Consider the following 18,820-nt stretch of genomic DNA (forward strand, 5'->3'; position numbering starts at 1 on the left):
CTCGATGGCTGACTCCTTCGGCGCCACCGCCGACCCCAACTACGGGTACAGCCCGTACAGCGGCCAGACCCACTACGGCAGCTACCCGCCGTCGACGCTGCCGTTCTCGGCGCCGCCCGGAGCGGGCAACCCGGCCACCGTCGAGCAGATCTCGCAGCGGATCCGGAACCTGCACCCGGAGCAGATGGCGGCACTGGCCGACCAGTGGCAGAACGCCTGGGCGTTCCTGGCCGACGTCCGCGACAGCGTGCACCGGCAGAGCACGGTGCTGCGGGACGAGACCTGGCAGTCGCCGGCCGCCCGGGACACGTTCCTGCGGATGGGGCCCGGCGAGACCCTCGCCTACCTGGACGTGTGGATGGAGGCGGCGCAGAAGAACGTGGTCGCGCTGCGCCACATGGTGACCGTCTCGATGGAGGCGCGGCACCAGATGGAACTGCTGCTACGGGACTACGAGCAGGAACTGAAAGAAGCGCAGAACGTCGGTTTCCTGGAGAACCTGGGCGCCTTCGTCAGTGAGGGCGTGAGCTGGAACGCCGCCGCTCTGGAGAAGATCGAGGAGGACCAGGGGCTGGTGCGGGAGAAGTACCGGCTGGAGGCGCAGCAGCTGGCCCAGCACTACGGGGACCAGTTCTTCGACTACATCGCGGTGGTGTCCAGTGGGGTCGGTCCGCCGGTCCAGCCGTTGAACGCGGTGCTCAGCGACCCGGGCGGGGTGCCCGGCGGCACCGGCGGCCCGGGCAACGGGCTCGGCAACGGCAACGCTCCGGCCCCGCCCGGCAACGGGTTCGCGCCACTGCCGGTCGGCAATCCGCCACCGCAGGGACTGCTGCCGCCGGGAACCACGCCGCCCGGAGCCCTGCCCCCGGGAGCTCTACCGCCCGGGGCCCTGCCGCCGGTGGTTCAGCTTCCGGCGCCACAGCAGCCGGGATTCGTACCGCCGCCGGTTGTCGTGCCTCCCGGTGTGACGCCTCCGGCGACCCTTCCGCCGGGTTCGCTGCCGCCCGGGTCGTTGCCGCCGGGCCAGCCGGTTCCGGTTCCCGGCACGCCGCCGGGCAGCACGATCATTCCCCCGGTGGTACGCCCGACGTTGCCGCCGCAGGTGGTGCCGCCCGGTGGCCGCGGGCCGGTCGTCGTGCCCCCGCCCGGTCAACTGCCCGGGCGCACGATCCGTCGTCCGATCGGCCCGGTGGTGCCGGTCGTGCCGCCGACCGGTGGCCGCCGGATCGAGCGTCCCGCCCCGACCGCTCCGCCCGCCGGCACCCGTCCCACCCCGGCCACCCCGCCGGCGTCCGGTGCGCGGCCCACCCCGACCGTCATCCCGCCGATCGGCACCCGGCCCGGTCCCGCCGGACGGCCCGGCCGCACCACACCCGGCACCACTCCGCCGCCGCAGAACGGCCGCCCGGGACGCACCACACCGCCCGCCGGGCGCACCACCCCGGGCGTTCCGCCGCCGGCCGGGCGCAGCACCACTCCGGTTCCGGTGCGGACCACGCCGGGAGTCGTGCCGCCGTTGCCCACCAGGCGTCCCGGCACCGGCACCGATGTCACACCGCCCGCCGGACGCCCGACGACCGGGGCCACCGCGCCCGGGACGTTCAGCCGTCCGAGCGCGGCTCCACCCGTACTGAAGAATCCGGTTGAAGATCGTGGAACGACGCCCGGCAGTGCGGCGGAGGTGCGACAGCGACCCACCGGTCAGCGGCCCGGAACCACACCGCCGGTGCTGAACCGGCCCGTCTCCCCCGCCGCTCCCCCGCCCTGGCGGCCCGAACGCCGGGACCGTCCCGGTGCCGCCTGGTCCGATCTGTTCGGTGCCGAGCAGGCACGCAAACCCGCCGGTGACGGCGTTGTCGGTGCTCCCGAGCGGGCCCGGCCGGACGGTGGGCCGTGGGGTCTGCGCAGCCCGGCCGCTCAGCCGGATCGTCCCGCGACGGTCGCGCCCGAACTGGGCCGGCGTCGTGGCGGCGGCACCCCGATCCCGGTCCGGGAGGAGCACGACCCGATCACCGGCAAACAGGCCTTCGGCGTACGAACCCCGGGCGGTGGCGTGGTGACCGGCCGACCTGAGGACTAGCGGGGGACGGCCACCACGATCGAGCCGGCGGCGCGGTCGTGCAGGCCGCGCCCCTCACTGTTCAGGATGATCGCCGGGACGAACAGGGCCAGCAGGAACGCGCGCAGTAGGCCGCGGACCGGGCCGATCACACCGCCGACCGGGTAGGCGTCGCAGCGCACCCGCATCAAGCGCATGCCCGGCGTCTGTCCGAAGAGGCCGAGGAAGAAGGTATTGGCGACGATCAGCACCAGAACCGCGGGCCACGACTTCTCGACCGGGCTCGCGTACAGGCTCGCGATCAGCAGGCAGAGCACCCAGTCGATCACCAGAGCGCCCAGCCGCGGGCCGAGGCCGGCGGGCTCCGCGTTCTTTGAAGCAGCCACGGCTGGGAAGCCTACGCGATATGGTCCGGTGGTCCTGATCGCGCTACCGCTGTGCCTGCTCGTCGCGCTACGTAACACGGCGGAAACGATTGGGATACGCCTGGGCAACCGCGGGGTCATAACGTCGCGAGCAGCCTTGCCAGGTGGCGGCTGATGCCGCCCGGTATCGGAAAACTGTGCCAGGAGGACGTGTGTTCGCCAATCCCGAGGAACTCCTGCGATACCTCAAAGACGAGGACGTCAAATTCGTCGACGTACGATTCTGTGACCTGCCGGGTGTGATGCAGCACTTCAACATCCCGGTCGAGTCGTTCGACGACAGTGTGGTGACCGACGGCCTCGCCTTCGACGGGTCCTCGATCCGCGGCTTCCAGGCCATCCACGAGTCCGACATGATGCTGCTGCCGGACGTCGCCACCGCCTTCGTCGACCCGTTCCGGATTCAGAAGACCCTCGCGCTCAACTTCTTCATCCACGACCCGTTCACCCGCGAGGCCTACTCGCGCGACCCGCGGAACGTGGCCAAGAAGGCCGAGGCCTACCTGGCCGCCAGTGGCATCGCCGACACCGCCTACTTCGGGGCCGAGGCCGAGTTCTACATCTTCGACTCGATCCGCCACGAGACCTCCGCCCACCAGTCGTACTACTACATCGACTCGATCGAGGGCGCCTGGAACTCGGGCCGCGAGGAAGAGGGCGGCAACAAGGGTTACAAGACCGCGTACAAGGGCGGGTACTTCCCGGTCTCGCCGGTCGACCACTACAGCGACCTGCGTGACGCCATGGTCCGCCGGCTGATCGACACCGGCTTCACCGTCGAGCGCTCGCACCACGAGGTCGGCACCGCCGGACAGGCCGAGATCAACTACAAGTTCTCGACGCTGCTGCACGCCGGCGACCAGATGCAGCTGTTCAAGTACATCATCAAGAACACCGCCTGGGAGCACCGCAAGACGGCGACGTTCATGCCGAAGCCGCTCTTCGGTGACAACGGCTCCGGCATGCACACCCACCAGAGCCTGTGGCTGAACGGCGAGCCGCTGTTCTACGACGAGACCGGTTACGCCGGCCTGTCCGACATGGCCCGCTGGTACATCGGTGGCCTGCTGCACCACGCGCCGTCGCTGCTGGCGTTCACCAACCCGACCGTCAACTCGTACCGGCGTCTGGTGCCCGGCTACGAGGCCCCGGTCAACCTGGTGTACTCGCAGCGCAACCGGTCCGCCTGCACCCGCATCCCGGTCACCGGCAGCAACCCGAAGGCCAAGCGTATCGAGTTCCGGGTTCCCGACCCGTCGTCGAACCCGTACCTGGCGTTCTCCGCCCAGATGATGGCCGGCCTGGACGGCATCAAGAACAAGATCGAGCCCCCGGCCCCGATCGACAAGGACCTGTACGACCTGCCGCCGGAGGAGTGGGGCAACGTCAAGCAGGTCCCCGGCTCCCTGGACGCGGTCCTGAACTCCCTGGAAGCCGACAACGACTTCCTGACCGCCGGCGGAGTCTTCACCGACGACCTGATCTCGACGTGGATCGACTACAAGCGCACCAACGAGATCGACCCGGTCCGGCTCCGCCCGACCCCCCACGAATTCGAGATGTACTACAACGTCTGACGTGGGCCAAGGCCCTGACCAGCGGGTTCGCCCGCTGACCTGATCTTGGGCACAACGTGGGCACAACCCGCGAGACGGCGGTCATGCTCGGCTCCCAGCCGACGTGGCCGCCGTTTTGTGTCCACCGAGAGCCCCGTCGACCAGCGCTCGGGTCCGATCGAGGGCATCCGGCCACTCGTGCACGTACTCGTTGAGCGTCACCGTCGGGGTCGAGTGCCCGAGCGCCAGCTGCACCGTCTTGACGCTCGCTCCAGCGTGGATCAGCAACGTCGCGTAGTAGTGCCGTAAGCCATGAAAGCCCCACCGCATCGGAAGACCCGCCTTGGTCCGCACCGGCGTCCAGGTGCGCGAGAACGTGGACGCGAGTACCGGGCCGCCCTCAGCGTTTCGGAAGACCAGCGCGGCCAGTCGCCGGACCGGTCGACGGGGATCGGTGTCGTCGTCGACCAGGACCGGTTCCGGCAGCGACTCCAGATGCTCCCGGAGCGCAGCGGCGACCACGTCCGGCAGCTCCACCGTCCGCACGCTCGTCTTCGTCTTCGGCTGTCCGAGGTAGGGCCGCCGGCCTTTGTGCGACTTGAGCTGCCGCCGGACCGACAACTCCGCCCGTTCGAAGTCGATGTCTTCCACCTCCAGGCCGAGCACCTCGCCCAGCCGCAGCCCGCACCCGGCCGCAACGTAGACCGCCGCCGACAGTCGCCGCGGCATCAGCTCCGCGAGGCGGTGCACCTGTTCCGGCGGCGGGATCACCCGCTTGCCGCGATCAATCGCCGGGAGCCGGATGTTGTCGCAAGGCGAACTCGGGATCAACCGGTCTCGCACCGCCGAGGTGAACATGGCACTCAGATGCCCGTAGATCACCCGCAGCGTCGTCGGTGCGAGCACCAGCGACCGGTCACGGACCCATGCCTGCACCTTGCTGGGCCGCACCTGACCGATCTGCAACTGGCCCAGGCCGGGCACGATGTGAAGCCGGAGGGAGTGTTCCACCCGGATCGCGGTGCTCTCGATGTGCAGCTGGCCGAGCCGCCACGACTCGGCGAGAGCGGCCACGGTGATCCGGCCCGCCCGGTCGTCGATGTACTGGCCACGGCTCAGGTCGGCCCGCACGTTGGCGTCAAACCGGTCGGCATCCACCTTGCGCTCGAACAGCCGCTCACGGCCGGCGCCGGTGTTGTCGACCCAGCGCACCCGCCAGCGCTTACCCCGGTTGTGTTTCTTGGACGGCAGCCGGGCACCGTCCGGCCCACGCTTCACCAGGTACCACAGGTCATCGACGGGCATCGGTCAGGCCTCCCCCGCGACGAGCCAGGCGCGAACCGCCGCCGGGTCGTAGCGCAGATGGCGTCCGACCTTGAACGCCGGAGGCCCGATGTGGCGATGCCTCCACTGATAGAGCGTGGCAGTCGGCACCCGCAGAAAGGCAGAGACGTCGTCGATCGTCCAGAGCCCTTCGACAGGCGTCGCCGAGACGGCCGCTGTCGTCATTGGTTCCTCGTTCCTATCCCGAGAGTCACGGTCGCTGCCGAGCGCAGCGGGGCGTCAAGGTGTCCTTGACAGTCGATGACCGCTCACGCGGCCAGGGTGGTCAGGTAGTCCCTGGCGGCGCTCTGGTGCTCTCGGGCCATGGCGGCAGAGGTGGTGGCGAGCATGGCGTCTGCCGGTGTGCGCCACCCTGCTCCAACGAATTCGAGGAAGTTGACGACCAGGGTGGTCGATGTCGCGCCCGGCTCGATCTGCTCCGGCCCGGCCGACTGTGCCCGCCGGAATTCCACGCGCTGGTCACGGAGCAGGGCGAAGGTGATGGAGTAACGGCGGGATTTGGTGAGGAAGTGGCCGCCGAAGCCGAGCATGTGAGCCCAGCGGCGAAGCCGGGCGTATGGGTTGCGCCGCACGGGTGCGTCATCCGGCTCGGCTGGCGCGTCCAGGTCGACGGCGGTACAGGTCGGGCACGCCCGGTACCGGGTGCCGGTGCCGCAGGTCGGGCAGGTCCAAGACGTGACGAAGCCAGCGGGCGGCGGAGGTTCCCTCAGCGGCTGGTCTGTCAATCGCGCTGGTGGGGTCGGGTCGTGGCGGAAGTTGCCGAGTCGCCAGCAGGCGTCGATGAGGCGTTCGGTGTGGGTGCCGTCGGGGTCGGCGTACAGGTCGACGGTGGTATCAGTGAGTCGGCTGGAGGCGTGGCCGGTGACCTCGGTCGCTTTGGTCGCGTACTTGGCGAGGTAGGCGGCGACCTGGCCGTCGGTGACCTCGCCTTTCCCAGCGACGGTGATGACCTTCGTGAGGATCTGTTCGCCCCAGGCGATCGGCCAGCCGCCGGGCCGGGCCGGGTGCGCGGCGGTGGTGAACGCGACGGTGGCGGCGGCGTGATCGATCGCGTCGACCAGGTCGGCAGCGTCCAGGCCCGGCGGCGGAGGTAGCACCGCGTCGGGTTGGTCGGGGTCGAAGCCGTCGAGGCGGATGATGGCGTGGAAGTGTGCGACGCCGCGGCGCTGCATCTCAGCGGCCTTGCCGAATGACAGCCGCACCGGCGGCACCCAGCGGATGCGGGTCTTGCCCCGGCTGGTGGTGACGATCGGGACGTCGGGGATGCCGAGTTGGCGGGAGCGGGCGTGGATGCGGCGGGTGATGGCGATGGTGGTCCGCCGCCAGAGTTCGCCGGCCGCATGGTTCCAGACGACTTGGGCGTCGTGGTCGTAGCAGTCCAGGCACAGCGGGGTGCCGAGGCGGCGGTCGTCGGTGTCGTGGCGGGCGAAGCAGGCCAGGCGGATGCCATGCGGGCAGACGGTCAGGTCGCGGCGGGCGTGGCACGGTTCCGGTCGGCAGTCGCAGTCCTTGCGCCGGGCGCAGGTGTGCCGCCGGACGGCACGGGTGTGGACCTCACCGAAGCTGGGGGCGGTGAAGGTGGGGAACACAGCGGGATGTGCGCCGACCTGTTCGGGCACGCCTTTGCCGCCGATGAGGCCGGTGCGTACAACCTGGTAGGCGTCGTTCTGGTAGCGCTTGGAGCAGGCCGGGCAGACGCTGGCGCGGCGGTTGCCGCACGGCTTGTAGATGACGCCGTCGGGCATGTCGGCCGTGGAGCGTGCGGCCAGCAGGCGGCCGGTGGCGGCCTCGACGGTGGCGAGGATTCCGGCGAGGCGGACCGGGCGGGTGCAGTCGGCGGCCGGGCGGACGTGGGAGAGCCAGGCCGGGTAGTCGTCGCGGGCGGCGCGGGCGACCGCTTGGCGGGTGAGGTCGGCAGAGGTGCGGTACCAGGCCGGGATGTCGGCGCATGTCGTCGTGCCCGAGCTGGTGGGCTCGGGTGCGACGGGAAGCGTCGACAGCGTCACGGTTCGCTGCTCCTTTGAGGTGTGATGGCAAGGGGTGCGGCTGGAGAGCCAGGGCCGTACCCGAAGCTGGGAGGCTTCGGGTACGACGCTGGTTGTCGAGTCGCTTACCGGGTCGCTCTGCTCGGGCGACGGCCGTTGAGGGAGGGGATCGGCGCGATGGCGAGGTGTGCCAAGGCGTCGGCCGCTTCTCCGGAGTTGATCCGAAGCCGGGCCGCGAGCTGGCCTGCACTGATCTGTTCGCCGTTGTTCTCGGCGCGGTATCGCTGGGCGGCCTCGCGGGCGCGGTTCAGCAGGTCAGGCGTCACGGTCGGCAGCTTCAGCTGTTCCACGTCCGGCTCGTTGGCAGAGGTGCCGATGGCGGGACGGGGCAGTGGGGCTGTCGGTGTGGCGTCGGGCTTGCGGGGACGCGGGCGAGGTGCCGGGGTGACCGGTAGAGACGTGGCGGTCGATCGGTCCGGGCTGGTCGAGGTCGGCCTGGTGATCCGGCCAGCGACGACATCGGGCGTCGGGGCAGCTGTGCTGTCGTGTTCCGGCGTCCGTGCCGATTCCTCCGCCACTGGCAGTGCCGGAGCAGGGGTCACCGTTGGGGTGTCGACGGCCGGCGTACGCACGTCCACGGGGACGGGCGGCACACTCGGCGGGGTCGATGTGTCTGTCGGGGCCGGGACGTTGGAAGCGTCCTGGTCGGCCAGGTTGAGCAGGGATTGAAGGTTCGGCAGGCGCAGGCCTGCCGGGGTGGTTCGGTGGTTTCCGGTCGCCAGGATGGCGCCGGTTGCCATGACCATCAGCCCGTCGACAGCGAGCGGGCCAAGGATGGTGACGATGGGTTCCTCGCCGTAGTGGCCGAGGAGACCGGACAGGTGCCGGTAGGACACCAGGGCAGCCACGAACGCGACGGGGAGGATTCCGCCCCATCGGACGATCTGCCAGACGAGGGTCGTCGGCCAGGCCACACGGGCCAGGATCTCGACGGCCACGAACAGGAAGACGGGCCAGACGACCGCACCGACGACGGCACCCAGTTCGGGTGACCAGCCAGCAGGGTTGGCGACTTCCTTGGGCGGGATGAAGGAGTGAGCGACGTTCGCGGCGATCGAGACCGCGCCACCGAGGAACGCCCCGGTGTAGGCCCAGCCACGGCCGCTCTTGCGGGTAGTCACTGTCGCCCCTGAGCATCAGAGGCGGGCACCTTGCGCAGCAGTGTGCAGCCGAGCACGCTCGCGTGCGGCAGGTGCATGTCGCGGCGGATCATCTCCTGGACGTCCTGGACGTCTTGCAGAGTGGTGATCCGCTGTACCCGGAAGACCTCGATCTGCGAGATACGCAGCCCGCCGCGTGCGGTGTCCATCACGCTGATGAAGTAGGCGTAGCGCGACGGCTCCGCGACGGGAGTCTGCGGGGTACCGGCAGTGGGTTGGGGTCGGTTGTTGGTCATCGCTGGTCCCCCGCCTCAGTCCAGAGCCGAGAGGATGGCGGTGACAGCGGCGCACAGCAGTGCGACGCCGAGGAGATCTACGGCCAGGCGCACCCGCTGGTACTTGCGGCGGGCGGACCGGGACAGCAGAAGGAGGTAGCCGATCTGCTCGATCTGGTGCAGCTTCGAGCTGTCGCCGGCGTCGCGCTGCAAGTCGGCTTCCAGAGCCATGGCCGAGGGCGCGTACGCCCAGTCCATGAACCCGAACGAGCCGCCGAGGTCGGGCCGGATGGCCGCGCCGAGCAGCAGGATCGCCGCACCGACCACAACGGCCGTGGCGACAGCGATCGTGAGGGAGATGCCGTGCAGGTGGGCTTTGCCCGCCAGCGCGGCCCCGCCGGTCAGTGCCCCGAGGGAAAGACCGGTCAGGATCGATGCCTTGGTGTCGGCCCGCGCGATGTGGGCCTGCACTTCGGCGATCTTCTCGGCGACGGCGAAGCTGTCGTCAGTGGTGTTCAGGTCGGTGTCGGTCATAGCGCCGGGTCCTCTCCGTGGATAGGGAACAGCGGTGTTGCGGTGTTCCGGTTCGGACTCGGCGAGGTAGTGGCCGCCTGCCGAACCTTGATCCCGCGCGGGCGGCGGGAGGTGGGGTTGTGCAGGTAGGCGCGCTGGTCGGGGGTCAGTCGAGCGACCGCTGTCTCGTCTTCTCCACGCCGCCGGTACAGCAGCGGACGCACGGTGGCGTTCGTGGGGCATTCGAAGACGTTGTCGGGGTAGCGGAAGCCGCAGCCCGGGCAGCACGATGCTGCGGGGCTACCGATGTCGTGATCGGCGAACACCTCGACGAGGGTCGCCACCGTCACGCCCAGGCCGGCCTCAAGGAGCCGGGAGTCCAGGGCGTTGCGGTCGGAGCGTTCGCCATAGCGCTGCTGCGCTGCCTGCCGGGACGTGCCCAGCCGGAAGGCGATCTCACTCCAGGAGTAGGAGTACGGCTTGGCTCGCAGACCGGCCACGGCCAGACGCACCACGGCGTCCAACTCGGCGGCAAGCTCGGTCAGCGAGGCCAGAGCCTCCACGTCACCGGCGGCGACGCGTTTGCCGTAGGACCGCAGGATCCGGCGCGCGAACGCGTCAAAGGCGGGGTTCTCCACGTTCCGAGGGGCACGCTTGCGCTTGCCCTTGGTCGTGGATTCCTCGTTCCTGGTCGTCGAGGGTTTACCGGTCATCGTGCGACCACCCCCACCACGACCATGGCCACCGCAGCCAGGGCGGTGAGCCGCAGGCCGAGTCGCTGCCATCCGGCCGCCAGCGCCCACCACTGCCAGGTGACGAGATAGGCGGGCCGGCCGACGCGGCGGGTTCCCGCGATCCAGAACGTGCCGTTGCTGTGCCGCCGCCCGTCGAGCGGACGACCGGACAGAAACAGCACCAGCAGCACCACCAGCGCCGGAAGGCGCAGACGCGACGCCCGACTACGGCGGTTGCGCGTCAAGGTGGGCTTGACGGTGTTCTTACGCATCAGGCGTCACCGCCCTCAGCGGTCGAGCGGGCGACGTCCGCGCAACACACGCGGCCGCCGTAGTTGCCCTCGCAGTAGGGGTAGCCCCCGGGCGCTCCACACAGCTGGCAGTCCGTGAGGTTGGCCAGTTCGCCGTCCCCGTCTCGCAGTAGGGCGACGATCTGTTCGAAGGTGAGTCCGGAGTCAGCCAGGCGATCGTCCATCTCGTCGATCGCCCGCAGCGTCTCGACAAGCTCCTCGGCCGGCACCTCTGCCGCCGTACGGAGCGCGTCGATGACCTCGCCAACAGTGCGCCCTCGCGCGTCGTTGAACGCGTAGGACTCGGTGTTGTGGTGCACCAGCAGGTACCGATCCAGGTGCAACACCGCCTGCTCGAACTCGGCGAAGCCGGGCTGGTCGAACATCTGCGCCGGAACGTCGACCGGGCCGCCGTAGCAGGCCATACCGATCGCGCCGACCATGCACGCCGAAGGCGTGAACACCCCGGACGTGGCGTCGTAATACGCGCCCTGGATCCAGCCGTGCCGCTCCAGGTACGTCGCCGCCGATCGCAGCACGTTCGGCACCGAACCCGGCTCGTCGCCGTCGTCGGTGACCTCGCGGGCGTCCGCCGACTCGTAGTGCGAGGTGTAGGCGTCGATCAGGCGTTCGCCGTAGCCCTCAGCCCAATCAGCGTCGTGCTGCTCGGCACTGCCATCGGCAGACGCCAGGCTCGACATCCGCTCGCGCCAGCCCGCGAACCCCTCTGCGGTCGGGATCCGGTCCTGGTCGAGTTCGTCGTCACCCCAGACCTCGGCAGCCTCATCGATCCGGCCGAGGGCCAGCAGGCCAGCAGCGGTCAAAGCGAAGCCGATCGGCTGGTCGCACTGGTCCTCACCCTGGCAGGTAGGGCAGCAGCACTCCGGGTGGTGTCCGCCGGGGCGGGTAACGACGTCCGGCAGCAGCCGGGCGACGTCGGCCGGGTCCTCGACCAGACGGCCACCGAGATCGGTGAAACCGTTCTGCTCAGCCGGGACCGGTGCGGTGATGCCCTCGCTGTCGGGCACCTGGTTTTGGGTAGGGTTCATTACGCCGACTCCTTCCATCGGATGCGGGTTGGTTCTCAGGGCGGCGGCACCGGGGCTTTGCTTTCCAGGGCGTTGGGCCTGGTGTCGTCCGCTTGAACTAGGTGTTGGTGCTGGTCAGTGCATGTGCTGGACGATGGTGATGCAGCGGTGACCGCCGACAGCGGTCGCCGTCGCGCCGGCCAGCAGCAGCGGGATAGCGAGTGCGCCGAGACCGATGACGGTCCACAGCCACCAGCCGACGAAGCCGACCGCGCCGAGAAACGCGAGGCCGATCACCGCTCCGAAGCTGCTCCAGAAGCGCCGGGCCTTACGGTCCTGCTCGGCGATCCGTTCCTGCCGCTGCTTCCAGATCCCGTACAACATGGCCTGCTGCTGGCGTTGGGTCTCCAGCTGGCTGGTGGTCAGCCGCTGCAGGTCGGCCTGCATCGTCGGGTCCGGGATGTAGATGATCCGGGTGTCCGGCGCCGGGATCGGCAGGTTGTTGCGGTTGGTTCGGGCCATCAGAGGCCTCCCATCAGATGGGGTTGGACAGTTCCGTCCCGAAAGATTTCGGGAGTTCAGAGCGACGACGGTCAGGACGCGAACACCGGGCGTTCTACGGGCACGTTCCAGTCGTCAGCGCGCAGGTCGACCGCGTAACGGGCGATCCGCGCACAGGTTTTGTCGTCGAGGAAAGCCACCTTCACCAGGCGAGGGCTGCCGTTCTCAGCGATCAGCAGACCCGCGCCGGGGTTGGTCGGCGAGATGGTGTTGGCCGTCCAGCCTTTCTGCGCCCAGCCGTGGCCGAGCACGATGTCCGAAGAGCTGTCGTTGGTGCAACGGCCGGCGTAGCGCCAGGCGAACAGGTCCCGCAGCGACGTCGGGATGATGTCGCTGGACGGGCGCTGGGTCGCGGCGACCACGATGATGCCGACCGCACGACCACGGGCCACCAGGTCCCGCAGCAGGGACGCGAACTCTTCGCGGTCCTGCTTGCGGCCGACCGTCGCGGAGAAATACGCGATCTCGTCGATCGCCACCACGTACGGATCGAAGGCGTCCTTGCGCCCGACCTTGCGGCGGTCCCACGCCAGCAGATACGCGTACCGGCGGTCCATCATGATTTGCAGCCGACGCAGGACGCTCAGCGCCTGATCCAGCTTCGGACCGACGAACACCTCGGCGCAGCGCCGCCACTGGCCCAGCTCGACCTGCTTGCCGTCGAACAGCACCAGCTTGCAGTCCAGCGAACATGCCGCATGCGCGACCACACCGTTGAGCAGACCGGACTTTCCCGCTCCCGGCTCCCCGCCGATCAGCAGGTTCCGGTAGATCAGCGGCAGATACACCGGCTGACCGAACTCGTCGATCCCGATGAACACCGGATCGAAGATCGACAGCGCTTTGCCGGGCCGGAGGTCGGCCGGACGTGGCACCGTCGAGGACATCAGCGGTCCTCCCGCCCGTCCGTCTGCTGCGACCAGTAGGCCGTCAGCAACTCGGCCAACTCCAGACGGATCACCACGTGCCCGTCAGGAGACAGCAGCACCGCATCGGCAGGACACTCGCGCGGAGCCGGAACCAACAGCCAGCCCTCGTAGGGACCGTGCTCCATCACCGGCACCCGGTCCGGGACGCTGAGCGCCCGGCACGCGGCCACGAAGTCGACCATCAGCGGTCGGCAGTCCTCGGCCGTGGTGGCGAGCATCGCGCCCTGCCAGATCGGTGCCAGCACAGCACCGTCCGAGCCGCCGGCAAACATGTCGCCGTAGCGTGTGGCGTCCATCAGAAACCCTCCGCCCCGACCGGAACCTTCGGGCTGTCCCACGGGCTTGCGGGAGCCGACTCCGGAACGAAGCCGTCACCGCCCTTGGCCCGGGAGATCTTCGTGACCTTCGCCGACGCAAACCGCAGCGACGGGCCGATCTCGTCGACCTCCAAGCCGTGCGCCGACCGCTTCTCGCCCTCCGGGGTCTCCCACCGGTTCAGCTTCAACCGACCGACGACAACCACCCGGTTGCCCTTGCTCAGCGACTGGGCCACGTTCTCGGCCAAGTCCCGCCACGCCGTGCAGGTCATGAACAGCGGGTCGCCGTCCTTCCACTGCCCGGCCTCACGGTCGAACATCCGGGGCGTCGACGCCATGGTGAACTTCGCCCGCGCGACGCTCTTGTCGGTGTACGACAGTTCCGGATCGCCGGTCAGGTTCCCGACGATCGTCACCTGGGTCTCTCCAGCCATGCTGGTCACTCCTTGAAACAGAAGGGATACGACACACGCACCACGCCCGCCGAGGTCACCGGCGGCCACCGCCACGAGACGGTTCCGGAGCGGGAGGTTCATCGACGTCGGCCAGGTCCAGGCCGACCAGCGGCACGGCCGGGGACACCGGCGCATCCGCCCACTCGTCATCGAGATCCGAGCCGCCAAGCAGCGCGGACAACGGCGACGGCACCATGCCGGTCAACGGGTCACGACGCGTCACGTCCACCCGCACAAGCGACGACAGGTTCTGCCGGGCACGTGACACCCGCACCAGACTCGCCCCGAAACAGGCCACCGCGATCCGGTCGGCCTTCCCGTCCAGGTCGTCCAGCGACAGGCCCGGCCGCAGCCACACCCACACCCGCTCACCAGCGAGAGTCGGACGCGCCCACAACATCAGCGGCACCGGCAACGGCCGCGAACCGCCCTGCCCACCGACACGAACGAACTGCGTGAACGCCAGCCGCAGCCGATGACGATCCACCACACACCACGACCACGCGAACACGAACCGCCGCACCCGGCCAACCAGCAGAACGCCGGCCACCAGAACCACCACGGCACCGAGCACCAGCCACCACGGCCACACCCGCGCCGCCAGCGACACACCAGCCACCACCAGCGCCGCAACGGCGATCTCCAGAGACCACCACCACAACACCCGCAGCACCGGCCAGACCCGCACCATCACAGCGGTCAACAGACCCAACACGCCGCCGGACACCAGACCGAGCGCCACCGCGTACAACACCGGCACGAACGCCGACGCCACCGCAGCAACCACAGCCCAGCAACCCAGGCTCACACCGATGAACGCCAGACGAGCCCGCCTGACATACCACTGCGACACCGGCGTCTCCACCAACGCCACCGTGCCGACGGGTGCGGATTTGAACACCCCACCAGCCATTGCCACCTCCCTAAGACGATGCACGAAAGACGTACTACGTCTCAAGGTAAAGGCGACAATCGATGATCACAAGACGTAATACGTCCGCTGGCGGGTAAGGAGGGTGCACCAGTTGGCAAGGATGGTGCATAGGCCTAGCGTGAACCCCGTAAGACGTCCTACGCCGGGAGAGCAAGTGGTCATCGAGCCGTCGAAGCCGCAGTACATTCAGATTGCTGATGAACTGCGCGCCCGCATTGACCAGCGGGTCTACCAGGCTGGGACGTCACTGCCCAGCGAGCAGCGCCTCGCCGATGAACTAGGCGTCTCGCGCGTGACCGTCAACAAGGCCTTGACGCTGCTCCGCGCGTCAGGGGATGTGAAGGTACGCCGAGGGGCAGGCACCTACGTGCGGAGCCTGTCCCGGATCCTCCGCGACGCCAAGCGCCGGTACGCGGCTCGGGACCACGGTACGGGTGCAGGCGAAGTCGAGGTGACGGGACTGAACCTGCAGTCCCGCACCGACTACCGCGAGATCGGCCGTGTCCACCCGCCAACGGCAGCCGCAAAAGTCCTGCGCCTAGAGGGCGACAAGGATGCGCTCGTACGCCGCCGCGTCCTTTACGCCAACAACGAACCGACCCAGATCGCAGACTCCTACATCCCCTGGGACATCGCCGACGGATGTGATGCGCTACTGCGCGCTGACGCCGGCAAAGGCGGTTCTTACTCCCGTCTCGCCGAGCTGGGACACGGACCGGTCCGCTTCACCGAGGATGTCAACGTCCGCGTTCCCGACGACGCCGAGCAACGCTTGCTGGACATCGAGGCGACCCTTCCCGTGTTCGAAATCTGGCACGTCGCGTACGACGCCGAGGACCGGCCCGTAGAACTCTGCATCCACGTCATGCCCGGCCACCTGTGGACGCTGCGCTACGACTGGGACGACGAGACCCGAAGCGGAGCCCGCCACTGATGGAAGTCAGGATCAGCTCTCAAGTCGCGCCCGGCCGCGACGTCAACGAGGACGCCGCGCTGTCCATCGGCACCCTGGTAGCGGTGTTCGACGGCGTCACCCAACCCCCCGGCTTCGACACCGGATGCGTCCACGGCCCAGCCTGGTACGTCCGGCGGTTGTCCGCCCAACTTGCTGCCGCCTTCTCCGCCGCTCCACTCGACCCACTGCCGGAGCTACTGGCCGCAGCGATACAAGGCGTCGCCGACGCCCACCGCAACACTTGCGACCTCACTCGTCCAGGAACACCAGCATCGACCGTCTGTCTTCTCCGCGCAGGCGGCGCCCAAGCGGACTATCTCGTCCTCTGCGACAGCCCGCTGGTTCTCGACCGAGGCGACCGGGCCGAGGTCGTGACCGATGACCGCTTCGGCCGACTCATCGCTGAACTGCGAAACAAGGCACTGGTTCCCAGCGCGGCGGGCCTCGGACAGATTCCAGGCGTCACGGTCGAGAAGTGGCAGCACACCAATCGACCCGGCGGGTATTGGATCGCCGCCGCCGCCCCGCAAGCGGCATTCGAAGCCGTGACAGGGTCTGTCCCTCTGACTGGCCCCCAACGCCTCCGCCGGGCAGCTCTGCTGACCGATGGCGCGTCGGCCGCCGTAGACAAGTTCGCCCTCTTCGGATGGGACGACCTCCTAGATTTGCTGGTCGCTTCTGGACCTGGCCAGCTCATCCGACGCGTACGCCGCGCTGAAAAGGCCGACCAACCCGGATCCACGCTTTCGCGCTACAAGAAGTACGACGACGCCACCGCCGCAATCTGCCTGTTCGAAGGGACCGACCTGTGACCCAGTCCGAACGCCCCCGGCACTCCGTCAGCGTCGCTGCCGTCGTCACCGACGAACAGTCCCGCGTGCTGGTGGTCCAACGACGCGACACAGGCAAGTGGGAGATCCCCGGCGGCATCCTCGAACTCAACGAATCCGTCCACGCAGGCGTGCGCCGAGAGGTAGAGGAAGAAACCGGTGTAACTATCGAGCCCGAGCGGCTGACAGGCGTTTACAAGAACCTCCGCCTAGGTGTGGTCGCCCTAGTCTTCCGCGCCCGCGTCACCAGCGGCACACCTGGCCCCACGGAGGAAAGCGCCGCTATCGACTGGTGGACCTCGGACGAGGTCACCGAGCAGATGAGCGAGACCTTCGCAGTGCGCGTCCTAGATGCCCTCGATACAGTCGACGTCGCCATCCGTCTGCACAATGGCGTCAGCCTTCTCACGGAAGAGATCGCGCCCGAGGTTCTGGGCGACTGAGCGAGGTCAGGTGATTTCCAATCAGACTCAGCACTCGACCCCAGGCAACTAACGATCTTGAATAGGCTTGGTCCAACAGGACGATGAACTGCACGCCTTTGTGCACCGCTGTCCGTGGATGTCCGCTGCGATCACCCGCAATTGTCACCAAGGCTGGTCGGACTGCTGCCTTGACAGCGCCATGACCCCATCTGGCCGACCGTCTTCAGTCCGCCGATCCGTGGAGTCCATGCCGACCTCGATCCAGTCGACTGGGGCGTGGCCGGCACCCCTGAACTGGCACATGCGCTCTTCTGCAGTTCGCGTCTGGGCATGTAACCAGCGGCAAGGAGTAACTATGATGTCACTATGGTCCAACTCAAGCACCTACGCATCGGTTCACTAGCGGCCGAGAGCGACGAGGAACTGTTCAACTACTTCGTCGTTACTCCGGATGCAGAAACAATCGTAAATGAGCGCATTGGGCTCGTGTTGGGCCGAAAAGGATCGGGTAAGACGGCACTTTTCCGGCAAGGTGAAGAGCTGTTGCGTGAATTTGGCCTAAGCGAAGTAAACCTGATTCGACTGAACATGGATGATCACGCATGGGGTGCCTTTAAGGACTTTAAAGACCTCGGCCTTTCTTCTGAACACGCCGCCACCGTCTCCTGGCAACTTGCCTTACTGCTTCAACTATCGATCGCGGCAGCGGCTGCCCCGATGGAACAATGGACCAAGAAGGCCGTTGACGACATCCGCGTCCTTCATAAGTTTATTACTGACAACTTTGGCGAGGTTCGCCCCGACCTTTCCAAGTCGAGTAAATTGATCGGCCAAATTAGTTCCCTGAAGGTTGGAGCCTTCGGCACTGGACTAGAAACGCAGTGGAAAGACAGGGCAGGATCCCCGCGGGAACTCGTTCCCGGCCTGGTTGATACTATCGCGCAGCACCTAATTGCACCGCTGCAGGAAACTGCATGGATGTGCATGTTGGATCAACTTGACGAGTCTTGGGATGGCTCGCAGGAAAAGAAGCAACTTCTCGTTGGACTCATCAAAGCAGTAAAGCGCGTAAATGACGACTTCGGATGGAGAAATGACCCCATTCAAGGCGTAAGAGCCGTCGCATTTCTCCGAACTGATATCTATGATTCTTTGGATTTCGACGATAAAGATAAAGTGAGAGATACGGTTCATGAGATTCGATGGGGAAACGATGAACTTAAGCACATGCTTGAGTCGCGACTTGACTCCATTACCTTAAACTCGATCTTCGAGACGAGTACGGATATCCATAAGGGCCGCATCCCTAAGGGATCGTTCAATTATTTGGTTAGTCGGACCTTCATGCGCCCTCGCGACTTACTGCAATTCTTGAACGCCGTTCGTTCCGAGAACCCAGACGCCACGAATATAACCAGCCGCATCGTTGAGAAGGCGGAAACTCGGTACAGTCGCGATAAAGTCGATGATCTCCGCCAAGAGTATAGGCGCGGCGCGCCTTGGATCGACGTAGCGATTGAGTCGCTAAGGCAAGGACCGAACAAGTTCGATACGAGAGTAGAGCTGGAGCAACGTCTCGGTGAACGCGCCGATATAGCTCGACTCAATCAATGGGGAATGTCCATCCGAGACCTGGTTGATTGGCTCATGGAGATTAGCGTTCTCGGCGCATCTCCTCGAAAAGTTCGACGCCAAAGAATCCGCTATCGCTGCGAAGGTGATACGGTTTCACTCGAAGGTGATAGCACGGCATGGATTCATCCGGCGCTTTTCCATGGTCTTTCGTTAACGGAGCCGCGAGCGAGTCGGTTGGGGTCGCCGTAGTACCGGCCCCGTGCCGTCTCGTCACCCTCGACCCACCATCGTAAGACCGTGGCTCGCTGGCGCCCTTGAACGTGTACAGAAAGTTCGAACGCACCGCGCTACGGCATCCACTTGAGCACCGCCATTTCCTGGATCTCCGGGACGACGGTGAGAACTTTCTATACATCTTCAAGGCGGCCCTTCGGGCCACGCGCAGTCATTCCGCCGGCCGCTCGCGCCTT

21 protein-coding genes are annotated in these 18,820 nt (G+C 67.3%); 6 read left to right on the forward strand and 15 right to left on the reverse strand.

Annotated features, from left to right (window positions below; translation table 11 throughout):
* Positions 1 to 4: 4 nt before the first annotated feature.
* Positions 5 to 2,080: a hypothetical protein gene (locus Aco03nite_RS07010; protein WP_203793947.1), complete on the forward strand. Its 2,076-nt coding sequence runs from the start codon at positions 5 to 7 to the stop codon at positions 2,078 to 2,080.
* Here the strand turns inward: Aco03nite_RS07010 and Aco03nite_RS07015 are convergent.
* A complete protein-coding gene (locus Aco03nite_RS07015; RefSeq protein WP_239144968.1) occupies positions 2,077 to 2,445 on the reverse strand; it encodes an RDD family protein in 369 nt (122 codons plus the stop codon). The two genes, Aco03nite_RS07010 and Aco03nite_RS07015, sit on opposite strands and share 4 nt — an antisense overlap.
* A 191-nt stretch (positions 2,446 to 2,636) precedes the next feature.
* Here Aco03nite_RS07015 and glnA point away from each other — a divergent pair, with 191 nt between their 5' ends.
* Positions 2,637 to 4,061 carry a type I glutamate--ammonia ligase gene (gene glnA / locus Aco03nite_RS07020; RefSeq protein WP_203793949.1) on the forward strand — a complete coding sequence of 475 codons (1,425 nt, stop codon included), beginning with the start codon at positions 2,637 to 2,639 and terminating at the stop codon, positions 4,059 to 4,061.
* An 81-nt stretch (positions 4,062 to 4,142) separates the two neighbouring features.
* Here glnA and Aco03nite_RS07025 read toward each other — a convergent pair whose 3' ends face one another.
* From Aco03nite_RS07025 to Aco03nite_RS07090, 14 genes are all read right to left on the reverse strand, one after another.
* Positions 4,143 to 5,345, reverse strand: a complete 1,203-nt coding sequence (locus Aco03nite_RS07025) for a tyrosine-type recombinase/integrase (RefSeq protein WP_203793950.1) — start codon at positions 5,343 to 5,345, stop codon at positions 4,143 to 4,145.
* A gap of 3 nt (positions 5,346 to 5,348) precedes the next feature.
* Positions 5,349 to 5,549 carry a helix-turn-helix transcriptional regulator gene (locus Aco03nite_RS07030; protein ID WP_203793951.1) on the reverse strand — a complete coding sequence of 67 codons (201 nt, stop codon included), beginning with the start codon at positions 5,547 to 5,549 and terminating at the stop codon, positions 5,349 to 5,351.
* 83 nt (positions 5,550 to 5,632) lie between these two features.
* A complete protein-coding gene (locus tag Aco03nite_RS07035; protein ID WP_203793952.1) occupies positions 5,633 to 7,390 on the reverse strand; it encodes a replication initiator in 1,758 nt (585 codons plus the stop codon).
* Between the two features lie 104 nt (positions 7,391 to 7,494).
* A complete protein-coding gene (locus Aco03nite_RS07040) occupies positions 7,495 to 8,550 on the reverse strand; it encodes a DUF2637 domain-containing protein (protein WP_203793953.1) in 1,056 nt (351 codons plus the stop codon).
* Entirely contained in the window at positions 8,547 to 8,825 is a 279-nt protein-coding gene (locus tag Aco03nite_RS07045) for a hypothetical protein (RefSeq protein ID WP_203793954.1), read from the reverse strand. Before Aco03nite_RS07045 ends, Aco03nite_RS07040 begins: the two co-directional genes overlap by 4 nt.
* Before the next feature lie 15 nt (positions 8,826 to 8,840).
* Positions 8,841 to 9,338 (reverse strand): Pycsar system effector family protein, encoded by a 498-nt coding sequence (locus Aco03nite_RS07050; RefSeq protein WP_203793955.1) that lies wholly within the window; start codon positions 9,336 to 9,338, stop codon positions 8,841 to 8,843.
* Complete coding sequence (locus tag Aco03nite_RS54640) at positions 9,335 to 10,030, reverse strand: hypothetical protein (protein ID WP_373872583.1); 696 nt, start codon at positions 10,028 to 10,030, stop codon at positions 9,335 to 9,337. Before Aco03nite_RS54640 ends, Aco03nite_RS07050 begins: the two co-directional genes overlap by 4 nt.
* Positions 10,027 to 10,323, reverse strand: a complete 297-nt coding sequence (locus tag Aco03nite_RS07060; RefSeq protein WP_203793956.1) for a hypothetical protein — start codon at positions 10,321 to 10,323, stop codon at positions 10,027 to 10,029. Before Aco03nite_RS07060 ends, Aco03nite_RS54640 begins: the two co-directional genes overlap by 4 nt.
* Positions 10,323 to 11,390, reverse strand: coding sequence for a DUF6197 family protein (locus Aco03nite_RS07065; RefSeq protein ID WP_203793957.1), 1,068 nt, complete (start codon positions 11,388 to 11,390; stop codon positions 10,323 to 10,325). Before Aco03nite_RS07065 ends, Aco03nite_RS07060 begins: the two co-directional genes overlap by 1 nt.
* 114 nt (positions 11,391 to 11,504) lie before the next feature.
* Positions 11,505 to 11,891 (reverse strand): hypothetical protein, encoded by a 387-nt coding sequence (locus tag Aco03nite_RS07070; RefSeq protein WP_203793958.1) that lies wholly within the window; start codon positions 11,889 to 11,891, stop codon positions 11,505 to 11,507.
* A 71-nt stretch (positions 11,892 to 11,962) separates the two neighbouring features.
* Positions 11,963 to 12,817 carry an FtsK/SpoIIIE domain-containing protein gene (locus Aco03nite_RS07075; RefSeq protein WP_203793959.1) on the reverse strand — a complete coding sequence of 285 codons (855 nt, stop codon included), beginning with the start codon at positions 12,815 to 12,817 and terminating at the stop codon, positions 11,963 to 11,965.
* Positions 12,817 to 13,155: a hypothetical protein gene (locus tag Aco03nite_RS07080; protein ID WP_203793960.1), complete on the reverse strand. Its 339-nt coding sequence runs from the start codon at positions 13,153 to 13,155 to the stop codon at positions 12,817 to 12,819. Before Aco03nite_RS07080 ends, Aco03nite_RS07075 begins: the two co-directional genes overlap by 1 nt.
* Positions 13,155 to 13,610 (reverse strand): single-stranded DNA-binding protein, encoded by a 456-nt coding sequence (gene ssb, locus Aco03nite_RS07085; RefSeq protein WP_203793961.1) that lies wholly within the window; start codon positions 13,608 to 13,610, stop codon positions 13,155 to 13,157. The genes Aco03nite_RS07080 and ssb overlap by 1 nt, the downstream gene beginning before the upstream one ends.
* A gap of 55 nt (positions 13,611 to 13,665) precedes the next feature.
* Positions 13,666 to 14,544: a hypothetical protein gene (locus Aco03nite_RS07090; RefSeq protein WP_203793962.1), complete on the reverse strand. Its 879-nt coding sequence runs from the start codon at positions 14,542 to 14,544 to the stop codon at positions 13,666 to 13,668.
* 175 nt (positions 14,545 to 14,719) lie between these two features.
* Here Aco03nite_RS07090 and Aco03nite_RS07095 point away from each other — a divergent pair, with 175 nt between their 5' ends.
* The 4 genes from Aco03nite_RS07095 to Aco03nite_RS07110 all read left to right on the forward strand — a co-directional run bounded on the left by Aco03nite_RS07095 (position 14,720) and on the right by Aco03nite_RS07110 (position 18,599).
* Positions 14,720 to 15,499, forward strand: coding sequence for a GntR family transcriptional regulator (locus tag Aco03nite_RS07095; protein ID WP_203793963.1), 780 nt, complete (start codon positions 14,720 to 14,722; stop codon positions 15,497 to 15,499).
* The gene (locus Aco03nite_RS07100) at positions 15,499 to 16,332 is read left to right on the forward strand and encodes a hypothetical protein (protein WP_203793964.1); all 834 of its coding nucleotides are present in this window, start codon (positions 15,499 to 15,501) and stop codon (positions 16,330 to 16,332) included. The genes Aco03nite_RS07095 and Aco03nite_RS07100 overlap by 1 nt, the downstream gene beginning before the upstream one ends.
* Positions 16,329 to 16,793 carry an NUDIX hydrolase gene (locus Aco03nite_RS07105; protein WP_203793965.1) on the forward strand — a complete coding sequence of 155 codons (465 nt, stop codon included), beginning with the start codon at positions 16,329 to 16,331 and terminating at the stop codon, positions 16,791 to 16,793. Before Aco03nite_RS07100 ends, Aco03nite_RS07105 begins: the two co-directional genes overlap by 4 nt.
* A gap of 348 nt (positions 16,794 to 17,141) precedes the next feature.
* Positions 17,142 to 18,599 carry a P-loop ATPase, Sll1717 family gene (locus Aco03nite_RS07110; protein WP_203793966.1) on the forward strand — a complete coding sequence of 486 codons (1,458 nt, stop codon included), beginning with the start codon at positions 17,142 to 17,144 and terminating at the stop codon, positions 18,597 to 18,599.
* The last annotated feature ends 221 nt before the right edge of the window (positions 18,600 to 18,820 follow it).

Origin of the sequence: Actinoplanes couchii (assembly GCF_016862075.1) — a bacterium.
GTDB classification, from domain to species: domain Bacteria; phylum Actinomycetota; class Actinomycetes; order Mycobacteriales; family Micromonosporaceae; genus Actinoplanes; species Actinoplanes couchii.